The sequence below is a fragment of the Streptomyces fulvoviolaceus genome (assembly GCF_000718165.1).
In the GTDB taxonomy this organism is placed as follows: Bacteria; Actinomycetota; Actinomycetes; order Streptomycetales; family Streptomycetaceae; genus Streptomyces; species Streptomyces fulvoviolaceus.
This window is the reverse complement of record NZ_JOEY01000020.1, coordinates 16514-39512: the sequence shown is the minus strand read 5'-3', so window position 1 is coordinate 39512 and position 22999 is coordinate 16514. Positions and strand designations below refer to the sequence as shown.

Below are 22999 nucleotides of genomic sequence, written 5' to 3'. Positions count from 1 at the left end.
CCGGGCCCTTGGGGTCGTGGGGTCAGGGCAGCAGCTTGTCGAGGGCGGCGGGGCCCTCGGTCTCCAGCTTGCGCCGAGCCCATTCGAGGTTGCGGGGGGTGATGTCCTTGCCTGAGGCCAGGACCAGGTCCTCCGGCGACACGTCGCCGCCGGCTCCGGTGTGCAGCAGGGCGTCCGGGGTGGCCCGGTCCTCGGACGGCCCGGACGCGTCGGGCTGTGACGTCGGCATGATTCTGCTCCTCGGGTCCGGATCGCTTCTTCGGCCCCCGGTGCTGTCATCGGGTCCGATATCACCATTCACCGCGGGAGCGCGCCGTGCATCCGGAGACGCCGTACGACGGTCTTTTCCGGGCGCCGCAGGAGTACCGCCGACGGTCCGGACGTAGCCTCCGAGCCGCCCGCGTCCGGGATGCCGCGATGATCGGCCGGGCGTGTAATGGAGGTATCGCGAACGAAGGCCAGGGTCATGTCACCCACCCGCAGCACCACGAGGGACGAGGGGACCACCGCCGCCGGGGGACTGCGGCGGCTGGGGGAGTGGTGCGCCCGCCACTTCGTGATCGTCATCGTGGCCTGGCTCGTCGCCCTGGCTGCCCTGCAGACCCTGAACCGGTCCGTCGGCGGGGAGTACTCCGACGACTTCTCCCTGCCCGGTGTGCAGTCCCAGCAGGGCCTGGACGTCCTGCAGAAGCACGACCCGGCCGCGGGCGGCTACAGCAGTCAGATCGTCGTGCACGACGGGCAGAAGGCCCTCACCTCGCTGGACTCCCAGATGTCGACGACGGTCGGCGACCTGCAGAAACTCCCGCACGTTCTGGCGGTCCAGAACCCCCTGACCGGCTCCGCGTCGGCCGTCGGGCCGCTGTCCTCCGACGCCAAGACGGCCTACATCACCGTCCGCTTCGACGTCCAGCCCTCCACCCTCGGTGACGACTACCTGCCCGGAGTGGCTGACGCGGTGCAGCCGCTCCGGGCGGCGGGCGCCGATGTCGAGTACGGCGGACCGCTCGGCGAGCTGGCGCGGCCGGCCGCCGACGACCGGGTGAGCGAATTGATCGGCTTCGCCGTCGCGATCGTGGTCCTGCTGGTCGGCTTCGGCAGCGTGATCGCCGCGGGCCTGCCCCTGGTGACTGCTTTGATCAGCGCGGTCGGCGGGCTCGCCTGCCTGGGGCTGCTCGCCGCGGCGTTCACCTTCGCCACCGTCTCGCCGACCCTGGCCACGATGATCGGGCTCGGCGTCGGCATCGACTACGCCCTGTTCCTGATCACCCGTCACCGGCAGAACCTCATGGACGGCGCCGACCCGGTGACCTCCGCGGGCCGGGCCACCGCCACCAGCGGCCGCGCCGTGCTCGTCTCAGGCTGCACGGTGATCGTCGCGCTCGCGGGCCTGTCGGCGTCCGGAGTGTCCTTCATCGGCAAACTGGGGCTCGCCGCCGCCGTGACGGTGGTGTCCGCCGTGCTGGGCGCGCTCACCCTCGTCCCCGCCCTGCTCGGGCTGATCGGCACCCGGATCGACCGCTACCGGATGCGCCGCCCCGTCGCCGAGACCGACGCGGCCGAGGGCGCGGCCTCGCAGGGCACCTGGCACCGGTACGCGCAGCGCGTCGAGCGGCGGCCCTTGCGCTACCTGGCCGCGGGCGTCACCGCCGTCGTCGTGCTCGCCATCCCGGTCTTCTCGATCCAGCTCGGCCACATCGGCGACGGCGCCGACCCCACCTCGTTCACCGACCGGCGGGCCTACGACCTGATGACCGACGCGTTCGGCCCCGGCTCCAACGGCCCGCTCACCGTCGTCATCGACCAGACGGCCGTACCGGACTCGGGGCGCTCCGCCCTCGCCACGCAGGCGCAGAAGACCCTCGACGGCGTGTCCGGCGCGGCCGCCGTCACCCCGCTGACGCCCACGACGGACGGCGACGTCCTGATCGGCACCGTCTACTCGAAGGAGTCCCCGCAGAGCGCCGCCACCACGGACCTGACGAACCGGCTGGTCGACCGGACCCTGCCCGACGCGGTCTCCGGCACCGACGCCAAGGGCTATGTCACCGGCACGACAGCGGCCCAGGTCGACTTCCGAGACATCGTCTCCAGCCGGCTGCCCCTGATCATCGGCGTCGTCGTCGCCCTGGCGTTCCTGATCATCCTCGCGGTCTTCCGCGGCCTGCTCGTCGCCCTCAAGGCGGCCGTCCTCAATGTCCTGTCGATCGCGGCCTCCTACGGCGTCGTCGTCGCCGTCTTCCAGTGGGGCTGGGGCGGACCCGCGCTCGGGGTCTCCGGCAAGGTGCCCATCGAGAGCTATGTGCCGATGATGATGTTCGCGATCATCTTCGGACTCAGCATGGACTACGAGATCTTCCTGCTCTCCCGCATCCATGAGGCGTGGCTGCGCACCGGCGACGCCAAGGCCTCGGTCGCCCACGCGCTGGAGATCACCGCCCGGGTGATCACGTGTGCGGCGCTGATCATGGTGAGCGTCTTCGCCGCGTTCATCGTCAGCGACAACATCGTGGTCAAGATGCTCGGACTGGGCCTCGCCGTGAGCGTGCTGATCGATGCGACCGTTGTGCGTCTGCTGATGGTTCCGGCCGTGATGACCCTGCTGGGGCGGCACGCCTGGTGGACACCCCGGTGGCTCGACCGGATCCTTCCGCACATCGACGCGGAGGGGGAGCACGAGGCGGACGCGACGGTCAGTGGGACTCCGGCGTCCCGGGCGTCAGGACGAGCATCGTGACGTCGTCCTGGAGCGTACGGCCGTACCGGACGAGGTCCGCCCACACGCGCTCGGCGAGGACGGCCGGATCGTCGTCGGCGAACCCCGGGAGCCGCTCGGTGAGGGGATAGAAGGCACCGGTCCCGTCCCGGGTCTCCCACACGCCGTCCGAGGCCAGGAAGAGCCGGTCCCCGGGCCGCAGCGACACCGTGAACCCTGTCGGAGGCGAGGCGTCGGACAGGCCCAGGCCCAGCGGGGTGCCGGACGGAACCTCGAGCTCGACGGCCCGGCCGTCGCGCAGCAGCACCGGGGCCGGATGCCCGCACGCCACGAACCGCACCTCGGTCGCGTCGGCGGAGAACTCCAGCAGCAGTGCCGTCGCGAACAGCTCCGAGTGCCGCAGGCCCGCGGAGTCCACCTCCAGCCTGCGGTCGAGGCGCGCGGCCACCGACTCGGGGCCCGGCTGGTCGAGCACCGCCTCCCGGAACGCCCCCAGCAGCGAGGCGACCGTCGCCACGGCCGACAGCCCGTGCCCCTGCACATCGCCCATGACCGCCCGCACCCCGTGGGGACCCTCCCGTACGTCGAAGAAGTCACCCCCGACCAGCGTCCCGCGCTGCGCGGCCCGGTACAGACCCGCACACCGCACCGGCCCCACCCACTCGGGCAGCGGAGGCACGACCGCGCGCTGGGCGGCCTCGGCGACGGCACGCTCGGTGACCAGCTGGGCGTCCCGCCGGCTGCGGACGAAGGACACGGCCACGCTCAGCGCCGCGACGAAGCCGACGGTCAGCAGATCGGCGCTGCCCGGATCGTCCAGCCGGAAGGCCGGCACGAGCAGCACGGCCACCACGAGCCCGCCGAGGACCGCGGTCGCCGCAGGCCCGTACGACAGCACGGCCAGCGGCGGGATGGCGCCCAGCAGGAATCCGATGTCGAGCGGGTCGGGGCTCGCCAGGGTCGCCGCGCACACCCCCGCCAGCAGAGCGGCGGGCAGCACCCGCACCCACCCTGGTGGCGGCGCGCCCCGCAGCCAGCTTCGCCGGTCCCGGTCGTGGTGCGACGACCGGCCGCGCAGTCCGCTCACACCACTACGCTGCTACGACCCACCCGGCACCGCACGCCGAACCGTCTAGAACGGCGTGAGCGTCAGCCGGATCCCCGTCGGCGCCGTGTCCTGGATGTACGAGGCGAAGTCGGCCACGTCGTCGAAGGCGAAGCCGTACGCCTTGCCGTCCTCGGTCACCGCGTGCATCGCCTTGGCGTAGTGGTTCGTGAGCCCGGTCCGGTAGAAGGACGCGGGATCGGTCGTCGGCTGCGCGGCCTGGGCGACCAGCGTCGAGCGGTTGAAACCGGCGCCGAGCACCGCGGCGACGGGTCCGGTCGTGCCGTCGTTCGGCGCGGCCAGGTTGCCGTCGCAGAAGAGCACGTCCCGCGTCGACGGCCGGGCGAAGGAGACCTGCGCGGGCCCGGCGAAGGTGAGCTGGTCGCCGCGTACCCGCCCGGTGAAGGTGCCCGCGTTGGTGGTGACCGTGAGGTCCTTCCCGGTGTAGGTGCTCCACACCTCGTCGATGTACGGCGCGAAGTAGTCGCTCGGGAACAGACCGGCGTCCAGACCGTGCCCGGGTGCGATGACGCGCGTGTCGTCCACGACCAGCGGCGCGAACTCCTCGACCTGCCGTACGGCCGCGAAGGCGTCCGCCCGCCCGGAGGCACGCAGCGTCCCCGTCGTCTGGTCCTTCGCCCCGGTCAGCCGGATGCTCAGGGGTACGCTGAACATGTCCACCATGGTCGTGTTGCAGAACATGCCGGCCGAGTTGTACGTGAACTCCGCACAGTCGTGCAGCACCGCGTAGTTGGGGTCCGAGGTGACCCAGCCGGCCGGGTACTGCAGCGCGGCGTTGCCGTTGCCGTCCGTGACGGCCTTGAACCTGAGCTTCGCGCCGAGCGACACATAGATCCGGCCGGAGAGGTAGGGGAGGGACAGCGTGGTCTCGCCGCTGCCGGCCAGGCTGATCGCGTAGTCGGTGTAGCCGTCGGCGCCGTTGTCCGACAGGGCGATGGGCGCGAGTGTCCCGTCGGGGGTGACCCGCACCTGCCTGCCGTCCAGGTTGCCGACGACGTAGACGTGGACGTTCGCGTTGTCGAAGGAACCGGTGTTGTTGACGATCGTCAGCGGGAGAGCGCCCGCCACTGTGGTGGCGTTGCCGTCCGCGAGCGCGTAGGGGGCCATCGCGGCGACGGCGGGAGCGGCTGCAATTGCGCCGCCGAGGGCGAAGAGGACTTTGCGGCGTCCGGGACTGCGCTGGTGATGAGGTGTCATGTGGGGGGTCTCCTCGGGTACTTGGGGGGATTCGTCGCCGACGTGGGAGCGTGCGAAGGGGAGTTGAGAGCGCTCTCACGCTGTCGTTCGGCCCCGATGCTACGTACGGTCGTGCCGCCCGTGCACACGGCTGCGAGCGTTTAATTCGGCCTTAAGGACCGCTTAAGCGGTGTACGGTGAGGCGCCACGCCCCGAGACCGACGGAAGGAGGCGAGTGCCGTGCAGTTCACAACTCTCCAGCGCTCCCTTGCCGTTGTCCCGGCGTGCTTCGTCTGATCCGACCGGGAGCGCTCCACGCAGCATGTATCCCGGAGGAATCCATGACCGACACGGTCATCCGCGCGCTCGACGAGCGCGACGCCCATCTCTTCGACGCACACCCCGACCCGCTGGGCGCGGCCGAGGCACACCGGCGCACCCGGCACCGGCCCGACTGGAAGCGTGTCGCCCTGCGCGACGGCGAGGTCGTCGCCCGCGGCGCCTGGTGGGGCGGCCCCGACGACACGGAGCCCCTCAACATCAACTGGTTCGACGTGGCCGAAGGGGAGGAGGAGGCCGGAGCCGAACTCCTGCGCAGCGCCCCCTGGCAGGTCGAACTCGAAATGAACCTGCCCGGCGGCTGGCGCGAGGATTCCGGCCTGCGCTCCGCCGCCGAGGCCCGCTTCACCGCCGTACGCAAGGCCGGATACGAGCTCCTGGTGGAGCGCTTCCTGTACCGGTGGACGCCGGAGCGCGGGCTGCCCGAGCGGCCGGGCCGCCTGGTGTTCCGTCCGGAACCGGACGACGCCGTGTTCTTCGACGCGCTGCGCCGCATCCACTCCGCCACCCTGGACACCCATGCGCTGCGGGCCGTCGAGGAAGGCGGGCTCGACCAGGCCGCCCAGGAGGAACTCGACTTCTTCCACTGGTGTCCCTCGCCCCGGGAGTGGTGGCAGGTCGCGTACACCCCGCAGGGTGATCCGGTGGGCATCCACATTCCGGCGCACAACCCGTCGGGCCCCTGCATCGGCTTCATCGGCGTGCTGCCGGAGCATCGGGGGCGCGGCTACGCCTACGACCTCCTGACGGAGTGCACCCACTTCCTGGTCGAGCAGGGCGCGGACTTCGTCTCCGGCGCGACGGACCAGGGCAACTTCCCCATGGCCGCGAACTTCACCAAGGCGGGCTTCCCCGTCGAACGGGAACGCCTGAACTTCCACGTGCCCCGCACCGGTTCGAGCCACTGAGCCCACACTGACGGGCGGCTGCATCCGGCCGCCTGTCAGTGCCCGGTGGCATGCTGGTCATCGGCTTGATCGACTGCGGACGGGCGGAGGCGGAGTGGGGTTCGAGGGCGAGGTCTGGCGGGTGCGCAGTGGCGACGAGGCCGTGGGGGAGATCCTCATCGACGACGCCGACTTCCCCTGGCTGTCGGGCCGGTTCACGTCCGGTCCCGCCTTCAGCGCCGTACAGGAGCTGTTCGCCCGCGAACTCGCCCTGACGGAGCGGGACGAGGCAGGGCACTGGGGCGAGTGGGAGTCGGCCTACGACGAGATCCGACGGCGCGTGTCGCTGCTGTCGCCGGACGGACCCGTGCCCGAGTTCCTGCTGCACATCGAGGGCGACCGGGCCTGGTTCCGGTGGAGCGACGAACCGTTCGGGGACGACGCGTGACGCAGGTCAGCGGGCCTCGCCGCTCAGGAGCTCGTCCGCCGTCGCGAGGATCTCCGTGACCCGCAGGCCGAACGCGGCGTCGCACGGGTGCGGGCTGCCGGTGCGGGCGGCGTCGAGCAGCGCGTCCGCCGCGCGGACGAGGGCGGGGACGGCCCCCTCGGAGGTTTCCGGCAGCAGTGTCACCCCTGCCGTGCCCCGCAGTTCCACCACGGCCCCCGCCGCGGCGGGCGGGGCCGTGAGGCTCAGCGTCAGGGTGCTCGACGCGCCACTGGCGTGCTGGAGGACGAGGTGGACGGTGTCCCCGGGACCGTGCACCGCCGCGGCTACCTTCCGGACGTCGCCGAGCACCGGCAGCAGCACGGACAGAGCATGCGGACCTACGTCCCACAGAGCGCCCTTCTCGCGCCGCCACGGCGAGTCGGCGAACGGGCTGTCACTGGTGAAGACCGAGCCCAGCCACTGCGCCCGAGCCGTGAACCAGCCCTCCTTGCCCGCCTGTTCGCCGATCCACGCCTCGGTCTCGGCCACGAAACGCGTGGTGAAGAAGACCACCGAGGCGACCCCGGCCGACTTCACCGCCTCGACCACCGCCCGCCCCTCCTCGACCGTCGCGGCAAGAGGCTTGTCCAGCAGCAGATGGCAGCCCGCTCGCGCGGCCCGTGCCGCGAGCGGGGCCTGGACGGCCGGCGGCAGGGCTACGGCGACGGCGTCCACGTCGGCGAGCAGCGCGTCGACGTCGTCGTAGGCACGCGTGCCGTGCTCGTCGGCCAGTTCCTTGGCGGCGTCCGCACGGCGGCCCCACACCCCGACGAAGTCCAGTTCGCCGTGGCCGCTCAGAGCGGGGGCGTGAGCCATCCGGGCCCAGGGGCCGGTGCCGAGCAGTCCGATGCGCATGCCGCTGCCTCTCCACGATGCCGAAGCTCATGACGACCGGTGCCGGGGCGCAGGTCGGTCGAGGCTGAGCGTGTCACAGGGGCGGGGTGGACGCGCAACCAGGTTCCCCTGCGCGGGCCACCGGGATTCAGTTGCCCGATCGCTGAATCCGTTCACTTTCTTCTATTGGACCGTCGGCGTCCGGGCCAGCCACGCTGGTACGAGTCCGGCGTCGCCGTCATCCCCCGTGCAGTGGCGCCGGACGCCATCGGGTTCCGTGGGACAGCCGAAAGAGGTCGCAGCACATGCACACTCGCCGCATCGGTGATGTCGAGGTCAGCGCGATCGGCCTGGGCGGGATGCCCATGTCCATCGAGGGACGACCGGACGAGGCACGGTCCATCGCCACCATCCACGCCGCGCTCGACGCGGGCGTGACCCTGATCGACACCGCCGACGCCTACCACCGGGACGCCGACGAGGTCGGTCACAACGAGAGCCTGATCGCCAAGGCGCTCGCCTCCCACGACCTGGGCCGGGACGTCCTGGTCGCCACCAAGGGCGGACATCTGCGTCCCGGCGACGGCAGTTGGACGCTCGACGGCAGCCCCCGCCACCTCAAGCAGGCCTGCGAGGCCTCGCTGAGCCGCCTGGGCGTGGAGGCCATCGGGCTCTACCAGTTCCACCGCCCCGACCCCCGGGTGCCCTACGCGGACTCCGTCGGTGCTGTGCGGGAACTCCTCGACGAGGGCAAGATCCGCCTGGCCGGCATCTCCAACGCGAACCCGGACCAGATCCGGCTGGCGAACGAGATCCTCGGCGGCCGGCTGGTCTCCGTGCAGAACCAGTTCTCCCCGGCCTTCCGCTCCAGCGAGCCGGAACTGCGCCTGTGCGACGAACTCGGCATCGCCTTCCTGCCCTGGAGCCCGCTCGGCGGCATCTCCCGGGCCGGCGAACTGGGCTCCGCCCACGCCCCGTTCGCGCGGATCGCCCAGGCCCACGGGGTGAGCCCGCAGCGCGCGACCCTCGCCTGGATGCTCGCCAAGTCGCCGGTGGTCGTACCGATCCCGGGCGCGAGCCGTCCGGAGACGATCCGCGACTCGGCCGCGGCGACGGAACTGGTCCTCGGCGCGGACGAGATCGCGGAGCTGGACGGGGCCTAGCCGGCAGTTTCGGTGGTCGTTCGTTCGGCGTCATCGCCCTTCGCCCGAGGGCGGACCGTCAGCGGATGACGTCGAAGACGTTCTTCTGCAGGCCGTTGGCGTACACCTCGGACTCGACGAGCTTCAGCTGCTGGGTGTCCTTGTCCGTGGTGCTGAACAGACGCTTGCCCGTGCCCAGCAGCAACGGGAAGACCAGCAGGTGGTAGCGGTCGATGAGGCCGGCGTCGGAGAGGCCGCGGTTGAGGGTGGCGCTGCCGTGGATGATGATGGGGCCGCCCTCGCTCTCCTTCAGCGCGGCGACGTCGTCGAGCGAGCGCAGGATCGTGGTGTCGCCCCAGTCCGAGACCAGGTCGTCCTCGGTGAGGGTGGTGGAGACGACGTACTTCGGCATCACCTTGTACTCGGGGAAGTCCTCCATGTTCGGCCAGATCGGGCTGAACGCCTCGTAGCTGACGCGGCCCATCAGCATTGCGGTGGCTTCCTTCTGCTCCCGGCCCTTGATCTCGTACGCCTCCGGGAGGAACTCGATGTCCTTGAAGGTCCAACCGGAGTTCCGGTAGCCGGGCTCGCCGCCCGGGGCCTCCACGACGCCGTCGAGCGAGACGAAAGCCGTGCTGATCAGAGTGCGCATCTCGGGTCTCCTGGGTGTGTCTCGTGGCTGGTGCTCAGCCGGTTCTCACTGACAGACTCCGGGGCGTGGTGAAACTCATCGGCCGTCGCCTACGAACGCGGCGGCGATGAGCGGTGCGTCCCCGCCTCGGCGGGCGGCGCGGTGCGTGACCGGTGACGGCGTACCGCGTCGCGGTTGGCACAGCGTGGGGAGCAGTAGCGCTGTCGTCCGGTGCGTGAGGTGTCGGCGAAGACGACGGTGCACTCGGTCACCTCGCAGCGCCGGAGCCGGTGCATGCCTCGCCCCGCCAGGTGCAGTGCGGTGCCGACGGAGATCAGGGAGAAGAGCAGGGAGCCGAGCGGCTGCCGTTCGTCACGGTAGTGCAGGTGCCAGCCGGTGCCGACGTGGTTGGTCATCCGCGGGTAGGTGGCGGCCGCCGCCAGCATCCGGTTCAGTAGCTCGGCGCGCTCGTGCTCGTCGGTGGTGTCGACGACCTTCTCCCACGCCTCCAGCACCTCCTGGGTGCGCTCCAGATCCTGTCGTGTGACCGGGAGCTCCAGCACCAGTCCGGCGGCGCGGCAGCGGTCCGCGAGTTCCTCGGCGTCGGCCGGGCGCCGGTTGACCAGATCGGCGGCCAGGTTCACGACGTCCTCGCCGTAAGGGTTGAGGTGCATAAGGGCATTACATCAGCCTGGTCGGCATGGGACAACGCACCGGACACCGGCCCGACGTACGCCAGGCGAGGGAGTACGACCTCGTGGAGCTCGTACGCCTGCGGGCCTTGCTCTTCGACACCCTCGGCGGGGACTTCTTCGATCCGGCGTCCGGTGACGACGACTGGCTGGACGCCCTGGCCGTCGTACTGAAGGAACAGCTGACCGCGGACACCGTGCGCATCCTCGTCGTGGACGGCGACGGCGACGGCGACGGTGGCCTGGCCGCCTGCGGCATCGGCACGATCGAGCAACGGCTGCCCGGCCCGCACCTGCGCAACGGCCGGATCGGGCAGGTGATCGGCGTGGTCACCGACCCGGCGCACCGGCGGCGCGGCCACAGCCGCGCGATCATGCGAGGGCTGCTCGACTGGTTCGGGGACCGCGAGGTCGCGCGGGTGGATCTGTACGCCTCCGCCGAAGGCGAACCGCTGTATCGCGAACTCGGCTTCACCCACCACCCCGACCCCTCGCTGTACCGGCGCCCGTGAGGGGCGGTGCGCTGCGGTACCGGTGGATCGTCCTCGGCATCGCGACCTTCACCCAGGCCGCGTCCGGCTTCTTCGTGCAGGGCATCGGGGCACTGGGCATCCACCTGCAACGTGATCTGAGCCTGAGCACGGCCCAGTTGGGGCTGCTGATCTCGGCGGCCCAGCTGGTACCCCTGGTCGGGCTGCTGGTGGCGGGGGAGTTGCTGGACCGCTGCAACGAGCGGTGGGTCGTCGGGGCGGGCGCCTGCGTGGTCGCCACGGGGCTCGGCGTGGGAAGCATGGCGCCGGGATATGTGTCCCTGCTCTGCGTGCTGTTGGTCGTCGGCGCGGGATACAGCACGGTCCAGCCCGGCGGGAGCAAGTCGGTGGCGTCCTGGTTCGACAGCTCCCGGCGAGGGTTCGCGATGGGTGTCCGCCAGGCGGGACTTCCGTTGGGGGCCGCGCTCGCCTCGGCCGTACTGCCGTTCCTGGCCGGGGAGTTCGGCTGGCGGGCCACGCTCGTGGCCGGCGGGCTCGTCGCGTTGCTGGGGGCCGGTGTCTTCATGGGCTTCTACTGCCGGCCGCCCGTCCCGCAGGACAGCGAGCCGCACGCCTCCCTCACGGTGCAGCTCGGCGCCCGGCGGCAGTTGGTCCGCGAACCGTCCATGGTGAGAACGATGCTGTCCGGGACGAGCCTGATCTCGGTGCAGTGCGGCGTGGGCATCCTGACCGTGCTCTACCTCCACGAGGTGACGTCCTTCGGAGCCGGCCCGGCGGCCCTGGTCCTGGTGGCGGTCCAGATCGCGGGCGTCGTCGGCCGTGTCTGCCTGGCGGCCTGGAGCGACCGCAGCGCGTCCGGACGCCACCGCTTGGTCGGCGTGTGCATGGTCGCCGTCATCGCCGGGATGACCGTGCTGCTGACCCCTGCGGGGCGTTCACCCGCCGCGGCCTGCTGCACGTTCGTCTGGCTCGGCTTCTTCGGATACGGCTGGTACGGCCCCTGGGTCGCCCAGGTGACCGAAACGGCGCCGCCGGGCAGGACGGGATTCGCCCTCGGACTCGCCATGTCCGTCAACCAGATCGCCATCGTCGTCATGCCCCCCACGCTCGGCCTGCTCAAGGACCTCACCGGCAGCTTCGCCCCGGCCTGGGGCCTCCTGATCACGATGACCTTCGTCGCGTTGAGGGTCTCGGCCCGCACAGAGCGTCGCGCGGGTACCGACTCCCCACGAAGCGGAGCCACTTCATGCCCCGGCTGACACCCGAGACCCGGCCACAGCGTGTGCTCGCCGCCTCCAACTTCGTCTACACCGTGGGCAGCGGTCTCTACCTGACGGCCGGCGTCCTGTACTTCACGCAGGCCGTGCACCTCCCGGCGGCCCAGGTGGGGCTCGGACTCGGAATCGCCGGATTCGTTGCGATGGCCGTGGGCATCGCCGTCGGCCACCTCGCCGACGTGTACGGAGCGCGCGGCGTCCATGCGGCCACCCTCGTCGTCCAGGCGCTGGCCACGGCCGGCTTCGTCCTGGCGGAGAGCTTCTGGGCGTTCGTCCTCGTGGTGTGCGTGGCCGCCGGGGCGAAGGCGGCAGGCCTCGCCGCGCGCAGCCCGCTGATCAGACACTACGGAGGAGACCGGCCGCAGGAGTTCCGCGCCTATCTGCGTGCGGTGACCAACGTCGGCATCTCTCTCGGCGCCGTGGGGGCGGGCTGGGTCGTCCAGGTGGGCACCCTCACCGCCTATCACCTCATGGTCATCGGGAACGCCATCGCCTTCGCGGTCTCCGCGGCGATCGTGCTCCTCCTGCCGCCGGTCGCCCCCGGTCCTGTCGTCGGCGGCCCCCGCTGGATCGCCCTCCGGGACCACCCCTATCTGCTGCTCACCGCCCTCGACGGCATCATGGCCAGCCAGTTCAAGGTGCTCACCGTGGCCATCCCGCTCTGGCTGGTCGGGGCGACCACCGCGCCGCACTGGCTCATCTCGGGCACGATGCTCACCGGCACGGTCATCGTCGTCGCTTTTCAGGTGCGGGCGAGCCGAGGCGTCGATTCGCCCGCGGCCGGCGGCAACGCCTACCGCCGAGCGGGCGTGGCCTTCCTCGTCTCCTGTTCCCTGATCTCGCTGGCCGCGGGTGTTCCGGCGTGGGCTGCCGGCGCGCTCCTCATGTCCGCCGTGGTCGTCCACACGGTCGGTGAACTGTGGCACTCCGCCGCCGGATTCGAGGTGTCCTTCGCCCTCGCCCCCCACCACGCCACCGGGCAGTACCTGGGCGTGTTCGGCCTGGGCGCCGGCCTCGCCGAGGCCCTCGGCCCGGGCCTGCTCATCGCGCTCTGCATCACCTGGGGCCGCCCCGGTTGGTACGTGGTCGGAGCGTTGTTCCTGCTCACAGGCCTGGCGGGACCTCCCGCGGTCCGCTGGTCCCTACGCCGCCAACTCGCCCGGCCGCCCTACCTCGCCGTGCGCTGAAGGTCGGGGGAGCAGGTCCACGGCCCGGGCGAGGACCTGCGCGTGAGCGAATACGGGGCGGTTTGCGTACCACCCATGACGACCGTCGGCCGGATGCGAGGATGGGGCGCCATGACAGCAGGGTGGTGTTCTCGCACAGTACGCGCCGCGGTGTTCGCGGCCGTCTGTGTGCTGCTCGCCTCCCTGGGCCACGTCATGATGTCCGGCCGTCACGTGCCGGCCTGGGTGCTGGCCGCCGGCGTGGCTGTGACCGGTGCAGTGGGCTGGTTCCTCGCGGGGCGTGAGCGCGGGCTGCCGCTGATCGTGGCGGTCGTGGTCGCCGCACAGACCGCACTGCACTCGGCCTTCTCGCTCGCTCAGTCATCAGGTCGGGGAACGGCCGGATCGGCGACCGCTGACATGACCTCCATGGACATGGGCTCGATGCACATGCACTCCATGGACGCCATGGACATGGGCGTGAGCCACTCCACGAGCGGCTCGTCGACGTTCGACATGCTCGCCGCCCACCTGCTGGCCGCACTGTTGTGCGGCCTGTGGCTTGCCTACGGCGAGAAGGCGGCGTTCCGCATCCTGCGGGCCGCGGCCGGACGGCTGGCGGCACCGCTGCGGCTGTTGCTCGCCCTGCCCCTCGTACCGGACCGTCCGCGCCTTCGCGTGCGCCGCCACGGCTCGGACCGGACGCCGCGCCTTCTCCTCGTCCATGCGATCACCTCTCGGGGGCCGCCCCTGGGGACCGCTGTCGCCTGACGACAGCCGGAACCCCGAGGTCGCCTCCGCGTACCTCGGGTATCGGTCGTACGCCCGCGCAGGCGTCGTACGGCCGTCTCCCCACGGATGACGAGAAGGACACCAGGTGATCACTTCTGTCTTGCCCGCCTCCCGCGACAAAAGCGGGAGAACGGCGTCGGCCGACGAGGCGACAACCGCATGGGCGCTCGCCGCACGGAGCGGCGACGCGGACGCGGTCGAGCACTTCGTGCGTGCCCTGCACCGCGACGTCCGGCGCTATGTCGCCCACCTCTGCGGCGATCCCCAGGCGGTCGACGACCTGGCACAGGACACCTTCCTGCGCGCGCTCGGCAGCCTCCACCGGTTCGAGGGCCGCTCCTCGGCCCGCTCCTGGCTGCTGTCCATCGCCCGCCGCGCGGTGATCGACAGCTATCGGCACGCCGCGGCCCGGCCCCGCCTGTCCGACGTACCGGACTGGCAGCTGGCCATCGAGAACGCGCAGCCGCGGGACCTGCCCGGCTTCGACGACGGCATCGCACTGCTCGACCTGCTGTCCGCGCTGCCCGACGACCGCAGGGAGGCGTTCCTCCTCACCCAACTGGTCGGTCTGCCCTACGCGGAGGCGGCCGAGGTCGGCGACTGCCCGGTCGGCACGGTCCGTTCACGCGTGGCACGGGCTCGGGCGACCCTGATGGATCTGCTGGACGAACCGGAGGAGCCCGTCCTGCAGGCGGCCTGATCCCGCTACCGTGCGCGCCCGACCGCGCGCGTTGTCGTGACCCTGCTCCGGCCCTCTTCGAGAGTTGCCGCCAGCCGGTCGAGCAGGGTCTCCAGCCGTGCGCCCTCCTCCTCGCCGAGGTCGCCGAGTAGCGGCTCCAACTCCGCCCAGTCGGCCCGTACTTCACGCACCAGCTGCTGCCAGCGCTGCACGCCGCGCGGCGTGAGGTGGGCCAGGACGCGGCGTCGGTCGGCGGGGTCGACGCGGCGGTAGACGAGGTTCTGGTCGACGAGGTGGTCGATCAGCTTGGTCAGGCTCGGTGCCGGCAGGAAGGCGTGGTCGGCGAGGGCCGTCATGTTGTGGCCCTGCCCGTCCGAGAGCAGGTCGAGGACCCGCCACGCCTCCACCGAGCAGTCGAATTCGTCCAGTACGGACTGCACTCGGCGTACGGACAGGCGCTCGGCCCTGGTCAGCAGGTGGAGCAGTTCCTGGGGCCGCCTCGCCATCGCACTCCTCCGCTCGAAGCCCTGGTTCCCCGTGCGGGGTTGCCACGAGCCTACCTTCGATCATCTCGGCCTTGACAAGAGGAACAGGCAAAACAGATCCTTTCCGCAGGAAGTATTAATTGCCGTTGCTGAGATGTCGTCAAGTGCGCATCCCCGGCAACGGTTCTGTCTTTTTGGCCCACGTTTTTACTTCCACTGGAAACTGTTCTTCAATTGCGCCGAAACGCGGTGGAAACAGTTTCCTCGCAGGCTGTGGACGCACTTCAGCGACCAGCCCGGACCGGCACCCCGATACGGCTGGGGGATCCGTGCGTCAACGCCGCCGTTTCTGAAGCGTGTTCCACCCATTCCCTCCCCAGAGTCATTCCGCTCTCTTCGCAACTCCCTTCGGGGTATGGAGGTCTTGTATGTCCGGGCTCAGCATCAGCAGGCGTGGTCTGCTGGCCGGTATGTCGGCCGTCGGCGCGTCCGCGGCCCTCAGCGCCTGCGGCGCCAAGACCGGCAGTGACACGTCGTCGGACTCCGCCGCCAAGGCGGACACCTCCGGCAGCACCGTCAAGGTCGGTCTGCTCAACTCGCTGTCGGGCACGATGGCGATCAGTGAGGTCACGGTCCACAACTCGCTGCTGCTGGCCATCAAGGAGATCAACGCCGCCGGCGGTGTGCTGGGCAAGAAGCTGAAGCCCATCAGCCAGGACGGCGCCTCCGACTGGCCGACCTTCGCCGAGAAGGCGGAGGCCCTGATCACGGACGACAAGGTGGTGGCCACCTTCGGCTGCTGGACCTCGGCCAGCCGCAAGGCCGTCAAGCCGGTCTTCGAGCGTTACAAGTCGCTGCTCTTCTACCCCGTGCAGTACGAGGGCCTGGAGGAGTCGCCGTACATCTTCTACATCGGCGCGACCACCAACCAGCAGATCGTCCCGGCCCTCGACTACCTCAAGAAGCAGGGCCTGACCAAGCTCTACCTGGTCGGCAGCGACTACGTCTTCCCGCGCACCGCCAACAAGATCATCAAGGCGTACGCGAAGGCCAAGGGCATGACCGTGGTCGGCGAGGACTACGCGCCGCTGGGCTCCACGGAGTTCGGCACCATCGTCAACAAGGTCAAGGACTCCGGCGCGGACGCCGTGTTCAACACCCTCAACGGCGACAGCAACGTGGCCTTCTTCAAGGAGTACAAGTCCTCGGGGCTGACCGCGAAGAGCATGCCGGTGCTGTCGGTCTCCATCGCCGAGGAGGAGGTCAAGAGCATCGGTACCCAGTACCTGGAAGGCCAGTTGACCGCCTGGAACTACTACGAGACCACGCCGGGTGCGGCGAACACCAAGTTCGTGAAGGCGTACCAGGCCGCGTACGGCAAGGGCAAGCCGACCAGCGACCCGATGGAGGCCGCGTACATCTCCGTCTACCTCTGGAAGGAGATGGTCGAGAAGGCGGGGTCCTTCGACGTCGCCAAGGTCAAGACGGCATCCGACGGCATCACCTTCGAGGCCCCCGAGGGCAAGGTCACCGTCGACGGCGCGAGCCAGCACGTCTACAAGACCGCCCGGATCGGCAAGGTCGCGGCGGACGGCCTCATCGAGGAGGTCTGGAACTCGGGCGGCCCGATCAAGCCGGACCCGTACCTCAAGGGTTACTCCTGGGCGTCCGGCCTGTCCTGACCCCCTTTTCGTAGCCGGACCCGGCCTCCTCGCAGGCCGGGTCCGGCCCCGCGCCCGCACTCCCGTCCCCGACCCGGAGCCGCTCCATGACGGTCATCCTCAACCAGTCCTTCACCGGCATCAGTATCGGTGCCGTCCTCCTGCTCATCGCGCTCGGCCTGACCCTGACCTTCGGCCAGATGGGCGTGATCAACATGGCGCACGGCGAGTTCATCATGGCCGGCGCCTACACGACGTACGTCCTGCAGAAGTCCATCAGCAGTGCCGGCGTCTCGCTGCTCGTCGCCCTGCCCCTGGCGTTCCTCGTGGCCGGAGCGATGGGCGTGCTGCTCGAATGGCTGCTGATCCGGCGCCTCTACACCCGGCCACTGGACACCCTGCTGGTCACCTGGGGCGTCTCCCTGATGCTCCAGCAGCTGGCCCGTGACATCTTCGGCGCCCCCAACGTGCAGACCAGCGCGCCCGATCTGCTCACGGGCAACATCTCCCTGGGCGGCGGCATCACCTTCGCCAACAGCCGGCTGTTCATCCTCGGCCTCGCGCTGCTGTGCGTCCTCGCGTTGACGCTGATCCTGAAGCTCACCCCGCTCGGCCGGCGCATCCGCGCGGTCGTGCAGAACCGCGACCTCGCCGAGGTGTCCGGCATCGCCACCGGCCAGGTCGACCGCATGACCTTCTTCATCGGCTCGGGCCTCGCGGGCGTCGCCGGCGTCGCGCTCACCCTGGTCGGCCCGATCGGCCCGACAATGGGCACCAACTACATCGTCGACGCCTTCCTGGTCGTCGTCGTGGGCGGCATCGGCCAGCTCAAGGGCAGCGTCATCACCGCCTTCGCGCTCGGCGTGCTCCAGTCGGTCCTCGAGTACTCGACGACGGTCAGCGTCGCGAAGGTCATGGTGCTCGTGGCGATCGTCGCCTTCCTCCAGTGGCGACCCCAGGGCCTGTACACACTGCGCACCCGGAGCCTGGCATGACGACAACGACCCCCTCGGTGACCTCTGTGCCCCTGCTGGAACGCTTCCGTGTGCCCGGCGGGTTCGTCCTCGGCGCCGTCCTCCTCCTCGGCGTCGCCCCGCTCGCCCTCTCCGACTTCCGCCTCTCCCTCCTCGCGAAGTACCTGTGCTACGCGATCGTCGCCGTCGGCGTCAGCCTCGCCTGGGGCCGGGGCGGGCTCATGGTGCTGGGCCAGGGCGTCTTCTTCGGCCTCGGCGGCTACGCCATGGCCATGCACCTCAAGCTCGCCGACGCGGCCGCGACCGGCGAGACCCTGCCCGACTTCATGCAGCTCTACGGCACCGGCGACGCCCTGCCCTGGTGGTGGAAGCCCTTCGCCAACCCGGCCTTCGCGCTCGCCATGACCGTGCTGCTGCCCATGGCCGTCGCCGCGGTGCTCGGCTTCTTCGTCTTCCAACGCCGGGTCAAGGGTGCCTACTTCGCGATCCTGAGCCAGGCCCTGGCGGCCGCCCTGTCCATCTGGCTGATCGGCCAGCAGGCGACGACCGGCGGCACGAACGGCCTCACCGACATCCAGGGCTTCTTCGGCTACGACCTCAACGACCCCGTCAACCAGCGGATGGTGTACTTCATCATCGCCGCCGTGCTGCTGGTGCTGATGGCCATCGCCCGCCAGCTGTTCGTCAGCCGCTACGGCGAACTCCTCATCGCCGTACGGGACTCGGAGGAGCGGGTCCGCTTCCTCGGCTACAACCCGGCCAACGTCAAACTCGTCGCCTACGTCGTCGCCGCAGGGATGGCGGGACTGGCCGGCGCCCTCTTCGTGCCCGCCGTAGGGATCATCTCGCCGGCCCTGATCGGGATCGTGCCGTCCATCGGCTTCGTCATCGGCGCGGCGGTCGGCGGCCGGGCCTCGCTGGTCGGCGCGGTGCTGGGTGCGATAGCCGTGGCCTGGGCGCAGAGCACGCTCTCCGACGCCTTCCCCGCGGCATGGACGTACCTCCAGGGCCTGCTGTTCGTCGTGGCGGTCGGCTTCCTGCCCGGCGGCCTCGCCTCCCTCGGCGTCGTCCTGCGCAAGCGTCGTACCCGTACGACCCCGATCCCGACGGGAGAGACAGCATGAGCGGCGAGGGACTGACCGTCCGCGACCTGCGGGTGACGTTCGACGGCTTCAAGGCGGTCGACGGCGTCGACCTGGACATCCGGCCCGGTGACCTGCGCTTCCTCATAGGCCCGAACGGCGCCGGCAAGACCACCCTGGTCGACGCGGTGACCGGCCTGGTGAAGGCCACCGGATCAGTGACCTTCGGCGGCGAGGAACTCCTTGGCAAGCCCGTGCACAAGATCGCCCGCCTGGGCATCGGCCGCACCTTCCAGACGGCCACCGTCTTCGAGGAACTGACGGTCCTGCAGAACCTCGACATCGCGGCGGGCTCCGGACGCGGCCCGCTGACACTGCTGCGGCGCCGCAAGGGCGTACCGGAGTCGGTGACGAAGGCGCTGGAGACCACCGGCCTGACCGACCTGCGCGACCGCCCGGCGGGCGTGCTGGCCCACGGCCAGAAGCAGTGGCTGGAGATCGGCATGCTGCTCGTCCAGGACGTGAAGCTGCTGCTGCTCGACGAGCCGGTCGCCGGCATGAGCCACGACGAGCGCGAGGCCACCGGCGCACTGCTGCAACGGGTCAGCGAGGACCACACCGTCGTCGTCATCGAGCACGACATGGACTTCATGCGCTCCTTCGCCCGCAGCGTCAGCGTCCTGCACGCCGGCAAGATGCTCAGCGAGGGCACGGTCGCCGAGGTCCAGGCCGACGCCAAGGTCCAGGAGGTCTACCTCGGACGCGCCTCCGAACCCGAGCCCGCGGCCGTACCCGTTCCCGAGGAGGCGTGACGCCCATGCTGGAGATCAGCTCCGTCCAGGCCGGCTACGACCGCACGACCGTGCTGCACGGTGTGACCGTCTCCGTCCCGAAGGACGGCGTCGCCGCCGTCCTTGGCCACAACGGCGCCGGCAAGAGCACCCTGTTGCGGGCCGCCATGGGCCTGATCAAGCCCACCGGCGGTACTGTCCGGCTGGACGGCGAGGACATCACACGCCTCGCCCCTCACCAGCGCGTCGCCAGGGGCATGGCCTACGTCCCCCAGGGCCAGCAGTCCTTCCCGCACCTCACCACCGCCGAGAACCTCCAGCTCGTCGCCGACGGCCGCCCCGACGGCAAGGAGGCGGTCGCCGAGGCCCTGGACCTGTTCCCGGTCCTGAGCGAGCTGTCCGGTCGCCGCGCCGGCCTCCTGTCCGGCGGCCAGCGCCAGCAACTCGCCATCGCCCGCGCCCTGGTCACCCGGCCGCGGCTGCTCCTGCTCGACGAGCCGACGGAGGGCATCCAGCCGTCCGTCGTCGCCGAGATCGAGGAGACGATCCTCACCCTCGCCGGGCGCGGCGGGCTGTCCGTCCTTCTCGTCGAGCAGCACGTCGGCTTCGCCATGCGGGCCGCCCAGCACTACTACGTCCTGGAAGCGGGCCGGGTGACGTCCTCGGGCGAGGGCGGAACGGGCGCCGAGCAGACGGTGCGGGCGGCGCTCAGCGTGTAAGGCGAAGGGCGGCCGGTGCCCGCACCGGCCGCCCCTGCCTCAGAAGGCGCCGGAAGACAGCTGACCGCGGACCTCACGCGCCGCCGTCACCAGGTTCTCCAGCGACGCGCGCACCTCGGGCCAGCCGCGGGTCTTGAGACCGCAGTCGGGGTTGACCCACAGCCGTTCGGCCGGGATGGCCTCAAGTCCCTTGCGCAGCAGGGCCGTTGCCTCGGCCGCGCTCGGCACCCGCGGTGAGTGGATGTCGTACACCCCCGGTCCCGCCTCCCGCGGATAGCCGTGCTCGGCGAGTTCGCGGGCCACCTGCATATGGGAGCGGGCCGCCTCCAGGCTGATGACGTCGGCGTCGAGGTCGTCGATGGCCTGGACGACGTCCCCGAACTCGGCGTAGCACATGTGCGTGTGGATCTGCGTGGCCGGCCGCGCGCCCCCGGTGGTGAGCCGGAACGCCTCGGTGGCCCAGGCCAGATACGCGGCCCGGCCGGCGGCCCGCAGCGGCAGCGTCTCGCGCAGCGCGGGCTCGTCCACCTGGATGACCGAAGTCCCGGCCGCCTCCAGGTCGTTGACCTCGTCACGCAGGGCGAGGGCGACCTGGCGCGCGGTCTCCGAAAGGGGCTGGTCGTCGCGGACGAAGGACCAGGCGAGCATGGTGACCGGTCCGGTGAGCATGCCCTTGACCGGGCGAGAGGTCAGCGACTGGGCATACGTCGTCCAGCGCACCGTCATCGGCTCCGGACGGGAGATGTCCCCGGCGAGGATCGGTGGGCGGACGTAACGGGTCCCGTAGGACTGGACCCAGCCGTGCCGCGTGGCGAGGTAGCCGGTCAGCTGCTCGGCGAAGTACTGGACCATGTCGTTGCGTTCGGGCTCCCCGTGCACCAGGACGTCGAGCCCGGCCTTCTCCTGGAAGGCGATCACCTCGCGGATCTCGGCCTCGATGCGCCGCTCATAGGCGGCCGTGCCGATCCGCCCGGCCCTCAAGTCCGCGCGGGCTGTGCGCAGTTCACCGGTCTGCGGGAAGGAGCCGATCGTCGTGGTGGGCAGCGGCGGCAGGTTCAGGTGGGCGCGCTGAGCGACCGAGCGTTCGGTGTACGACGGGGAGCGGCGGGTGTCGGCCACGGTGACCGCGTGACTGCGGGAGCGCACGGCCGGGTCGTGGGTGATGGGGGAGCCGGCGCGGGAGGCCAGGTCGGCACGGTTGGCGGCGAGTTCGGCGGCGATGGTGTCGGTGCCCCGGGCCAGGCCGCGCGCCAGGGTGACGACCTCGGTGGTCTTCTGCCGGGCGAAGGCGAGCCAGCGGGCGATCTGCGGCTCGATGTCGCGCTCGGCGGCGGCGTCGAGCGGGACGTGGAGGAGGGAGCAGGAGGCGGACACGTCCACGCGGTCGGCGAGACCGAGCAGGGTGCCCAGGACGGACAGGGACCTCTCGAAGTCGTTGATCCAGATGTTGCGTCCGTCGACCACCCCCGCGACCAGCCGCTTCCCGGGCAGCCCGCCGACCGCCGCGAGGTCGTCGAGGTTGCCGGCGGCCGGACCGGTGAAGTCCAGCGCCAGCCCGTCGACAGGCGCCTTGGCCAGGACGGGCAGGGCTTCCCCGAGCCGGTCGAAGTACGAGGCCACCAGCAGCCTCGGCCGGTCGGTGAGCGTGCCGAGCTCGCGGTAGGCGCGGGCGGCGGCGTTCAGTTCGGCCGGGGTGCGGTCCTGGACCAGGGCGGGCTCGTCCAGCTGTACCCACTCCGCGCCGGCGGCCCGGAGATCCGCGAGCACCTCGGCGTAGACGGGCAGCAGCCGGTCCAGGAGCGTCAGTGGCTCGAAGTCGTCCGGAACTCCGGGTGCGGGCTTGGCCAGCAGCAGGTACGTGACCGGGCCGACCAGGACGGGCCGGGCGGCCAGGCCGAGGGCCAGGGCTTCCCGCAGCTCACCGACCTGCTTGGCGGAGTCCGCGGCGAACACGGTGTCGGGCCCCAACTCGGGCACCAGATAGTGGTAGTTGGTGTCGAACCACTTGGTCATCTCCAGCGGCGCCACCTCCTGGGTGCCGCGAGCCATGGCGAAGTAGCCGTCCAACGCGTCGGCCTTGACGGCGGCCCGGTGGCGGTCGGGGATCGCGCCGACCATGACGGTGGCGTCCAGGACGTGGTCGTAGTACGAGAAGTCACCGGTCGGCACCTCGTGGACACCGGCCTCGGCCAACTGCCGCCAGGCGGACCGGCGCAGCTCGGCGGCCGTCCGGTGGAGCGTGTCGGCGGTCACGCGGCCCTTCCAGTAGCCCTCGATCGCCTTCTTCAGTTCCCGGTCCGGGCCCTGGCGGGGGTAGCCGTACACGGTCGCGCGTGCTGCCGCGGCTGCGGACTTGGCTGTCACGGAACTCTCCTTCGCGAGCTGTTCTCGTCGAACGACCCCGGCGACGGAGTGAAGGGGCGAAGGAAACGGCCGACCGGGCGGACGCACGAAACCCGTGCCCGCCTGGTGCGTACGCCGACCCGCCCTCGAGGTCACCGAGATCTCCGCGCACGAGTGGGTCGTACACGGGCAGTGGCAGGTCTTCGGACTCGCGAGCACGCCTCGTGTCGTACGAGGCACCTACTGGCCGTCGCTTCCCGGACCCGCTTGCCGGATCCAGTGCGTATGACGGCGGTCGTTCCCGCTCACCGCTGCGGGGCAGTCCCGGATTCCCACCGGGTTCCCTCTTACGACGCGCCTGCCGTGGGGGTCCCCCCATGCCTTTAGGGCTATGGGGGAGGACAGGGCGAACCAGCTGCACCGTTCAGCCTACACAGACCCCCACCGGATCACCCGCGGACTGGCATCGGTGAAGCCCGCTTCTCTAGGATGTACTCCCAGTCCTGCCA

22 protein-coding genes and 1 riboswitch are annotated in these 22999 nt (G+C 70.8%); of the genes, 14 read left to right on the top strand and 8 right to left on the bottom strand.

Annotated features, from left to right (window positions below; genetic code table 11):
• Window positions 1-22: 22 nt before the first annotated feature.
• Window positions 23-229 carry a hypothetical protein gene (locus tag IG08_RS0121910; RefSeq protein ID WP_030605091.1) on the bottom strand — a complete coding sequence of 69 codons (207 nt, stop codon included), beginning with the start codon at window positions 227-229 and terminating at the stop codon, window positions 23-25.
• Between the two features lie 237 nt (window positions 230-466).
• Here IG08_RS0121910 and IG08_RS0121905 point away from each other — a divergent pair, with 237 nt between their 5' ends.
• Window positions 467-2737 (top strand): MMPL family transporter, encoded by a 2271-nt coding sequence (locus tag IG08_RS0121905; RefSeq protein ID WP_030605088.1) that lies wholly within the window; start codon window positions 467-469, stop codon window positions 2735-2737.
• On the opposite strand, the gene IG08_RS0121900 is transcribed toward IG08_RS0121905, so the two are convergent.
• Window positions 2694-3794 (bottom strand): PP2C family protein-serine/threonine phosphatase, encoded by a 1101-nt coding sequence (locus IG08_RS0121900; protein WP_030605086.1) that lies wholly within the window; start codon window positions 3792-3794, stop codon window positions 2694-2696. The two genes, IG08_RS0121905 and IG08_RS0121900, sit on opposite strands and share 44 nt — an antisense overlap.
• 54 nt (window positions 3795-3848) lie before the next feature.
• Entirely contained in the window at window positions 3849-5039 is a 1191-nt protein-coding gene (locus IG08_RS0121895) for a beta-1,3-glucanase family protein (RefSeq protein WP_030605084.1), read from the bottom strand.
• A gap of 320 nt (window positions 5040-5359) precedes the next feature.
• Between IG08_RS0121895 and IG08_RS0121890 the strand changes: the two genes are divergently transcribed.
• Window positions 5360-6265 carry a GNAT family N-acetyltransferase gene (locus IG08_RS0121890; protein WP_030605083.1) on the top strand — a complete coding sequence of 302 codons (906 nt, stop codon included), beginning with the start codon at window positions 5360-5362 and terminating at the stop codon, window positions 6263-6265.
• A 94-nt stretch (window positions 6266-6359) separates the two neighbouring features.
• The gene (locus tag IG08_RS0121885; RefSeq protein ID WP_030605082.1) at window positions 6360-6692 is read left to right on the top strand and encodes a hypothetical protein; all 333 of its coding nucleotides are present in this window, start codon (window positions 6360-6362) and stop codon (window positions 6690-6692) included.
• A 6-nt stretch (window positions 6693-6698) separates the two neighbouring features.
• On the opposite strand, the gene IG08_RS0121880 is transcribed toward IG08_RS0121885, so the two are convergent.
• Window positions 6699-7586, bottom strand: coding sequence for a Gfo/Idh/MocA family protein (locus IG08_RS0121880; RefSeq protein WP_030605081.1), 888 nt, complete (start codon window positions 7584-7586; stop codon window positions 6699-6701).
• Window positions 7587-7870: 284 nt separating this feature from the next.
• Here IG08_RS0121880 and IG08_RS0121875 point away from each other — a divergent pair, with 284 nt between their 5' ends.
• The gene (locus IG08_RS0121875) at window positions 7871-8728 is read left to right on the top strand and encodes an aldo/keto reductase (protein WP_030605080.1); all 858 of its coding nucleotides are present in this window, start codon (window positions 7871-7873) and stop codon (window positions 8726-8728) included.
• A 58-nt stretch (window positions 8729-8786) separates the two neighbouring features.
• On the opposite strand, the gene IG08_RS0121870 is transcribed toward IG08_RS0121875, so the two are convergent.
• Both IG08_RS0121870 and IG08_RS0121865 read right to left on the bottom strand, forming a co-directional pair.
• On the bottom strand, window positions 8787-9359 hold the full coding sequence (locus IG08_RS0121870; protein WP_030605078.1) for a dihydrofolate reductase family protein: 573 nt from the start codon (window positions 9357-9359) through the stop codon (window positions 8787-8789).
• Between the two features lie 89 nt (window positions 9360-9448).
• A complete protein-coding gene (locus tag IG08_RS0121865) occupies window positions 9449-10012 on the bottom strand; it encodes a CGNR zinc finger domain-containing protein (RefSeq protein ID WP_052424823.1) in 564 nt (187 codons plus the stop codon).
• Between the two features lie 26 nt (window positions 10013-10038).
• On the opposite strand from IG08_RS0121865, the gene IG08_RS0121860 reads away from it, so the two are divergent.
• The 5 genes from IG08_RS0121860 (at window position 10039) to IG08_RS0121840 (ending at window position 14456) form a co-directional block, all read left to right on the top strand.
• Window positions 10039-10542: a GNAT family N-acetyltransferase gene (locus IG08_RS0121860; RefSeq protein ID WP_030605074.1), complete on the top strand. Its 504-nt coding sequence runs from the start codon at window positions 10039-10041 to the stop codon at window positions 10540-10542.
• The gene (locus IG08_RS0121855; protein WP_030605065.1) at window positions 10539-11780 is read left to right on the top strand and encodes an MFS transporter; all 1242 of its coding nucleotides are present in this window, start codon (window positions 10539-10541) and stop codon (window positions 11778-11780) included. Before IG08_RS0121860 ends, IG08_RS0121855 begins: the two co-directional genes overlap by 4 nt.
• Window positions 11768-12985 carry an MFS transporter gene (locus IG08_RS0121850; protein ID WP_030605063.1) on the top strand — a complete coding sequence of 406 codons (1218 nt, stop codon included), beginning with the start codon at window positions 11768-11770 and terminating at the stop codon, window positions 12983-12985. The genes IG08_RS0121855 and IG08_RS0121850 overlap by 13 nt, the downstream gene beginning before the upstream one ends.
• Before the next feature lie 111 nt (window positions 12986-13096).
• Window positions 13097-13735 carry a hypothetical protein gene (locus IG08_RS0121845; RefSeq protein ID WP_030605060.1) on the top strand — a complete coding sequence of 213 codons (639 nt, stop codon included), beginning with the start codon at window positions 13097-13099 and terminating at the stop codon, window positions 13733-13735.
• 106 nt (window positions 13736-13841) lie between these two features.
• Entirely contained in the window at window positions 13842-14456 is a 615-nt protein-coding gene (locus IG08_RS0121840; protein WP_030605059.1) for a sigma-70 family RNA polymerase sigma factor, read from the top strand.
• A 5-nt stretch (window positions 14457-14461) separates the two neighbouring features.
• Here the strand turns inward: IG08_RS0121840 and IG08_RS0121835 are convergent, their stop codons facing one another.
• Window positions 14462-14941, bottom strand: coding sequence for a MarR family winged helix-turn-helix transcriptional regulator (locus IG08_RS0121835; RefSeq protein ID WP_030605055.1), 480 nt, complete (start codon window positions 14939-14941; stop codon window positions 14462-14464).
• Between the two features lie 407 nt (window positions 14942-15348).
• Between IG08_RS0121835 and urtA the strand changes: the two genes are divergently transcribed.
• The 5 genes from urtA (at window position 15349) to urtE (ending at window position 20147) form a co-directional block, all read left to right on the top strand.
• Window positions 15349-16602 carry an urea ABC transporter substrate-binding protein gene (urtA, locus tag IG08_RS0121830; RefSeq protein WP_030605052.1) on the top strand — a complete coding sequence of 418 codons (1254 nt, stop codon included), beginning with the start codon at window positions 15349-15351 and terminating at the stop codon, window positions 16600-16602.
• An 86-nt stretch (window positions 16603-16688) separates the two neighbouring features.
• On the top strand, window positions 16689-17576 hold the full coding sequence (gene urtB, locus IG08_RS0121825) for an urea ABC transporter permease subunit UrtB (RefSeq protein WP_030605050.1): 888 nt from the start codon (window positions 16689-16691) through the stop codon (window positions 17574-17576).
• Window positions 17573-18679 (top strand): urea ABC transporter permease subunit UrtC, encoded by a 1107-nt coding sequence (urtC, locus tag IG08_RS0121820; protein WP_030605047.1) that lies wholly within the window; start codon window positions 17573-17575, stop codon window positions 18677-18679. The genes urtB and urtC overlap by 4 nt, the downstream gene beginning before the upstream one ends.
• The gene (gene urtD / locus IG08_RS0121815) at window positions 18676-19449 is read left to right on the top strand and encodes an urea ABC transporter ATP-binding protein UrtD (RefSeq protein ID WP_030605045.1); all 774 of its coding nucleotides are present in this window, start codon (window positions 18676-18678) and stop codon (window positions 19447-19449) included. Before urtC ends, urtD begins: the two co-directional genes overlap by 4 nt.
• A 5-nt stretch (window positions 19450-19454) precedes the next feature.
• Window positions 19455-20147, top strand: coding sequence for an urea ABC transporter ATP-binding subunit UrtE (urtE, locus tag IG08_RS0121810; protein ID WP_030605042.1), 693 nt, complete (start codon window positions 19455-19457; stop codon window positions 20145-20147).
• Window positions 20148-20186: 39 nt separating this feature from the next.
• Here the strand turns inward: urtE and metE are convergent, their stop codons facing one another.
• On the bottom strand, window positions 20187-22511 hold the full coding sequence (gene metE, locus IG08_RS0121805) for a 5-methyltetrahydropteroyltriglutamate--homocysteine S-methyltransferase (protein ID WP_030605039.1): 2325 nt from the start codon (window positions 22509-22511) through the stop codon (window positions 20187-20189).
• 156 nt (window positions 22512-22667) lie between these two features.
• Window positions 22668-22884: riboswitch (cobalamin riboswitch) on the bottom strand.
• Between the last annotated feature and the right edge of the window lie 115 nt (window positions 22885-22999).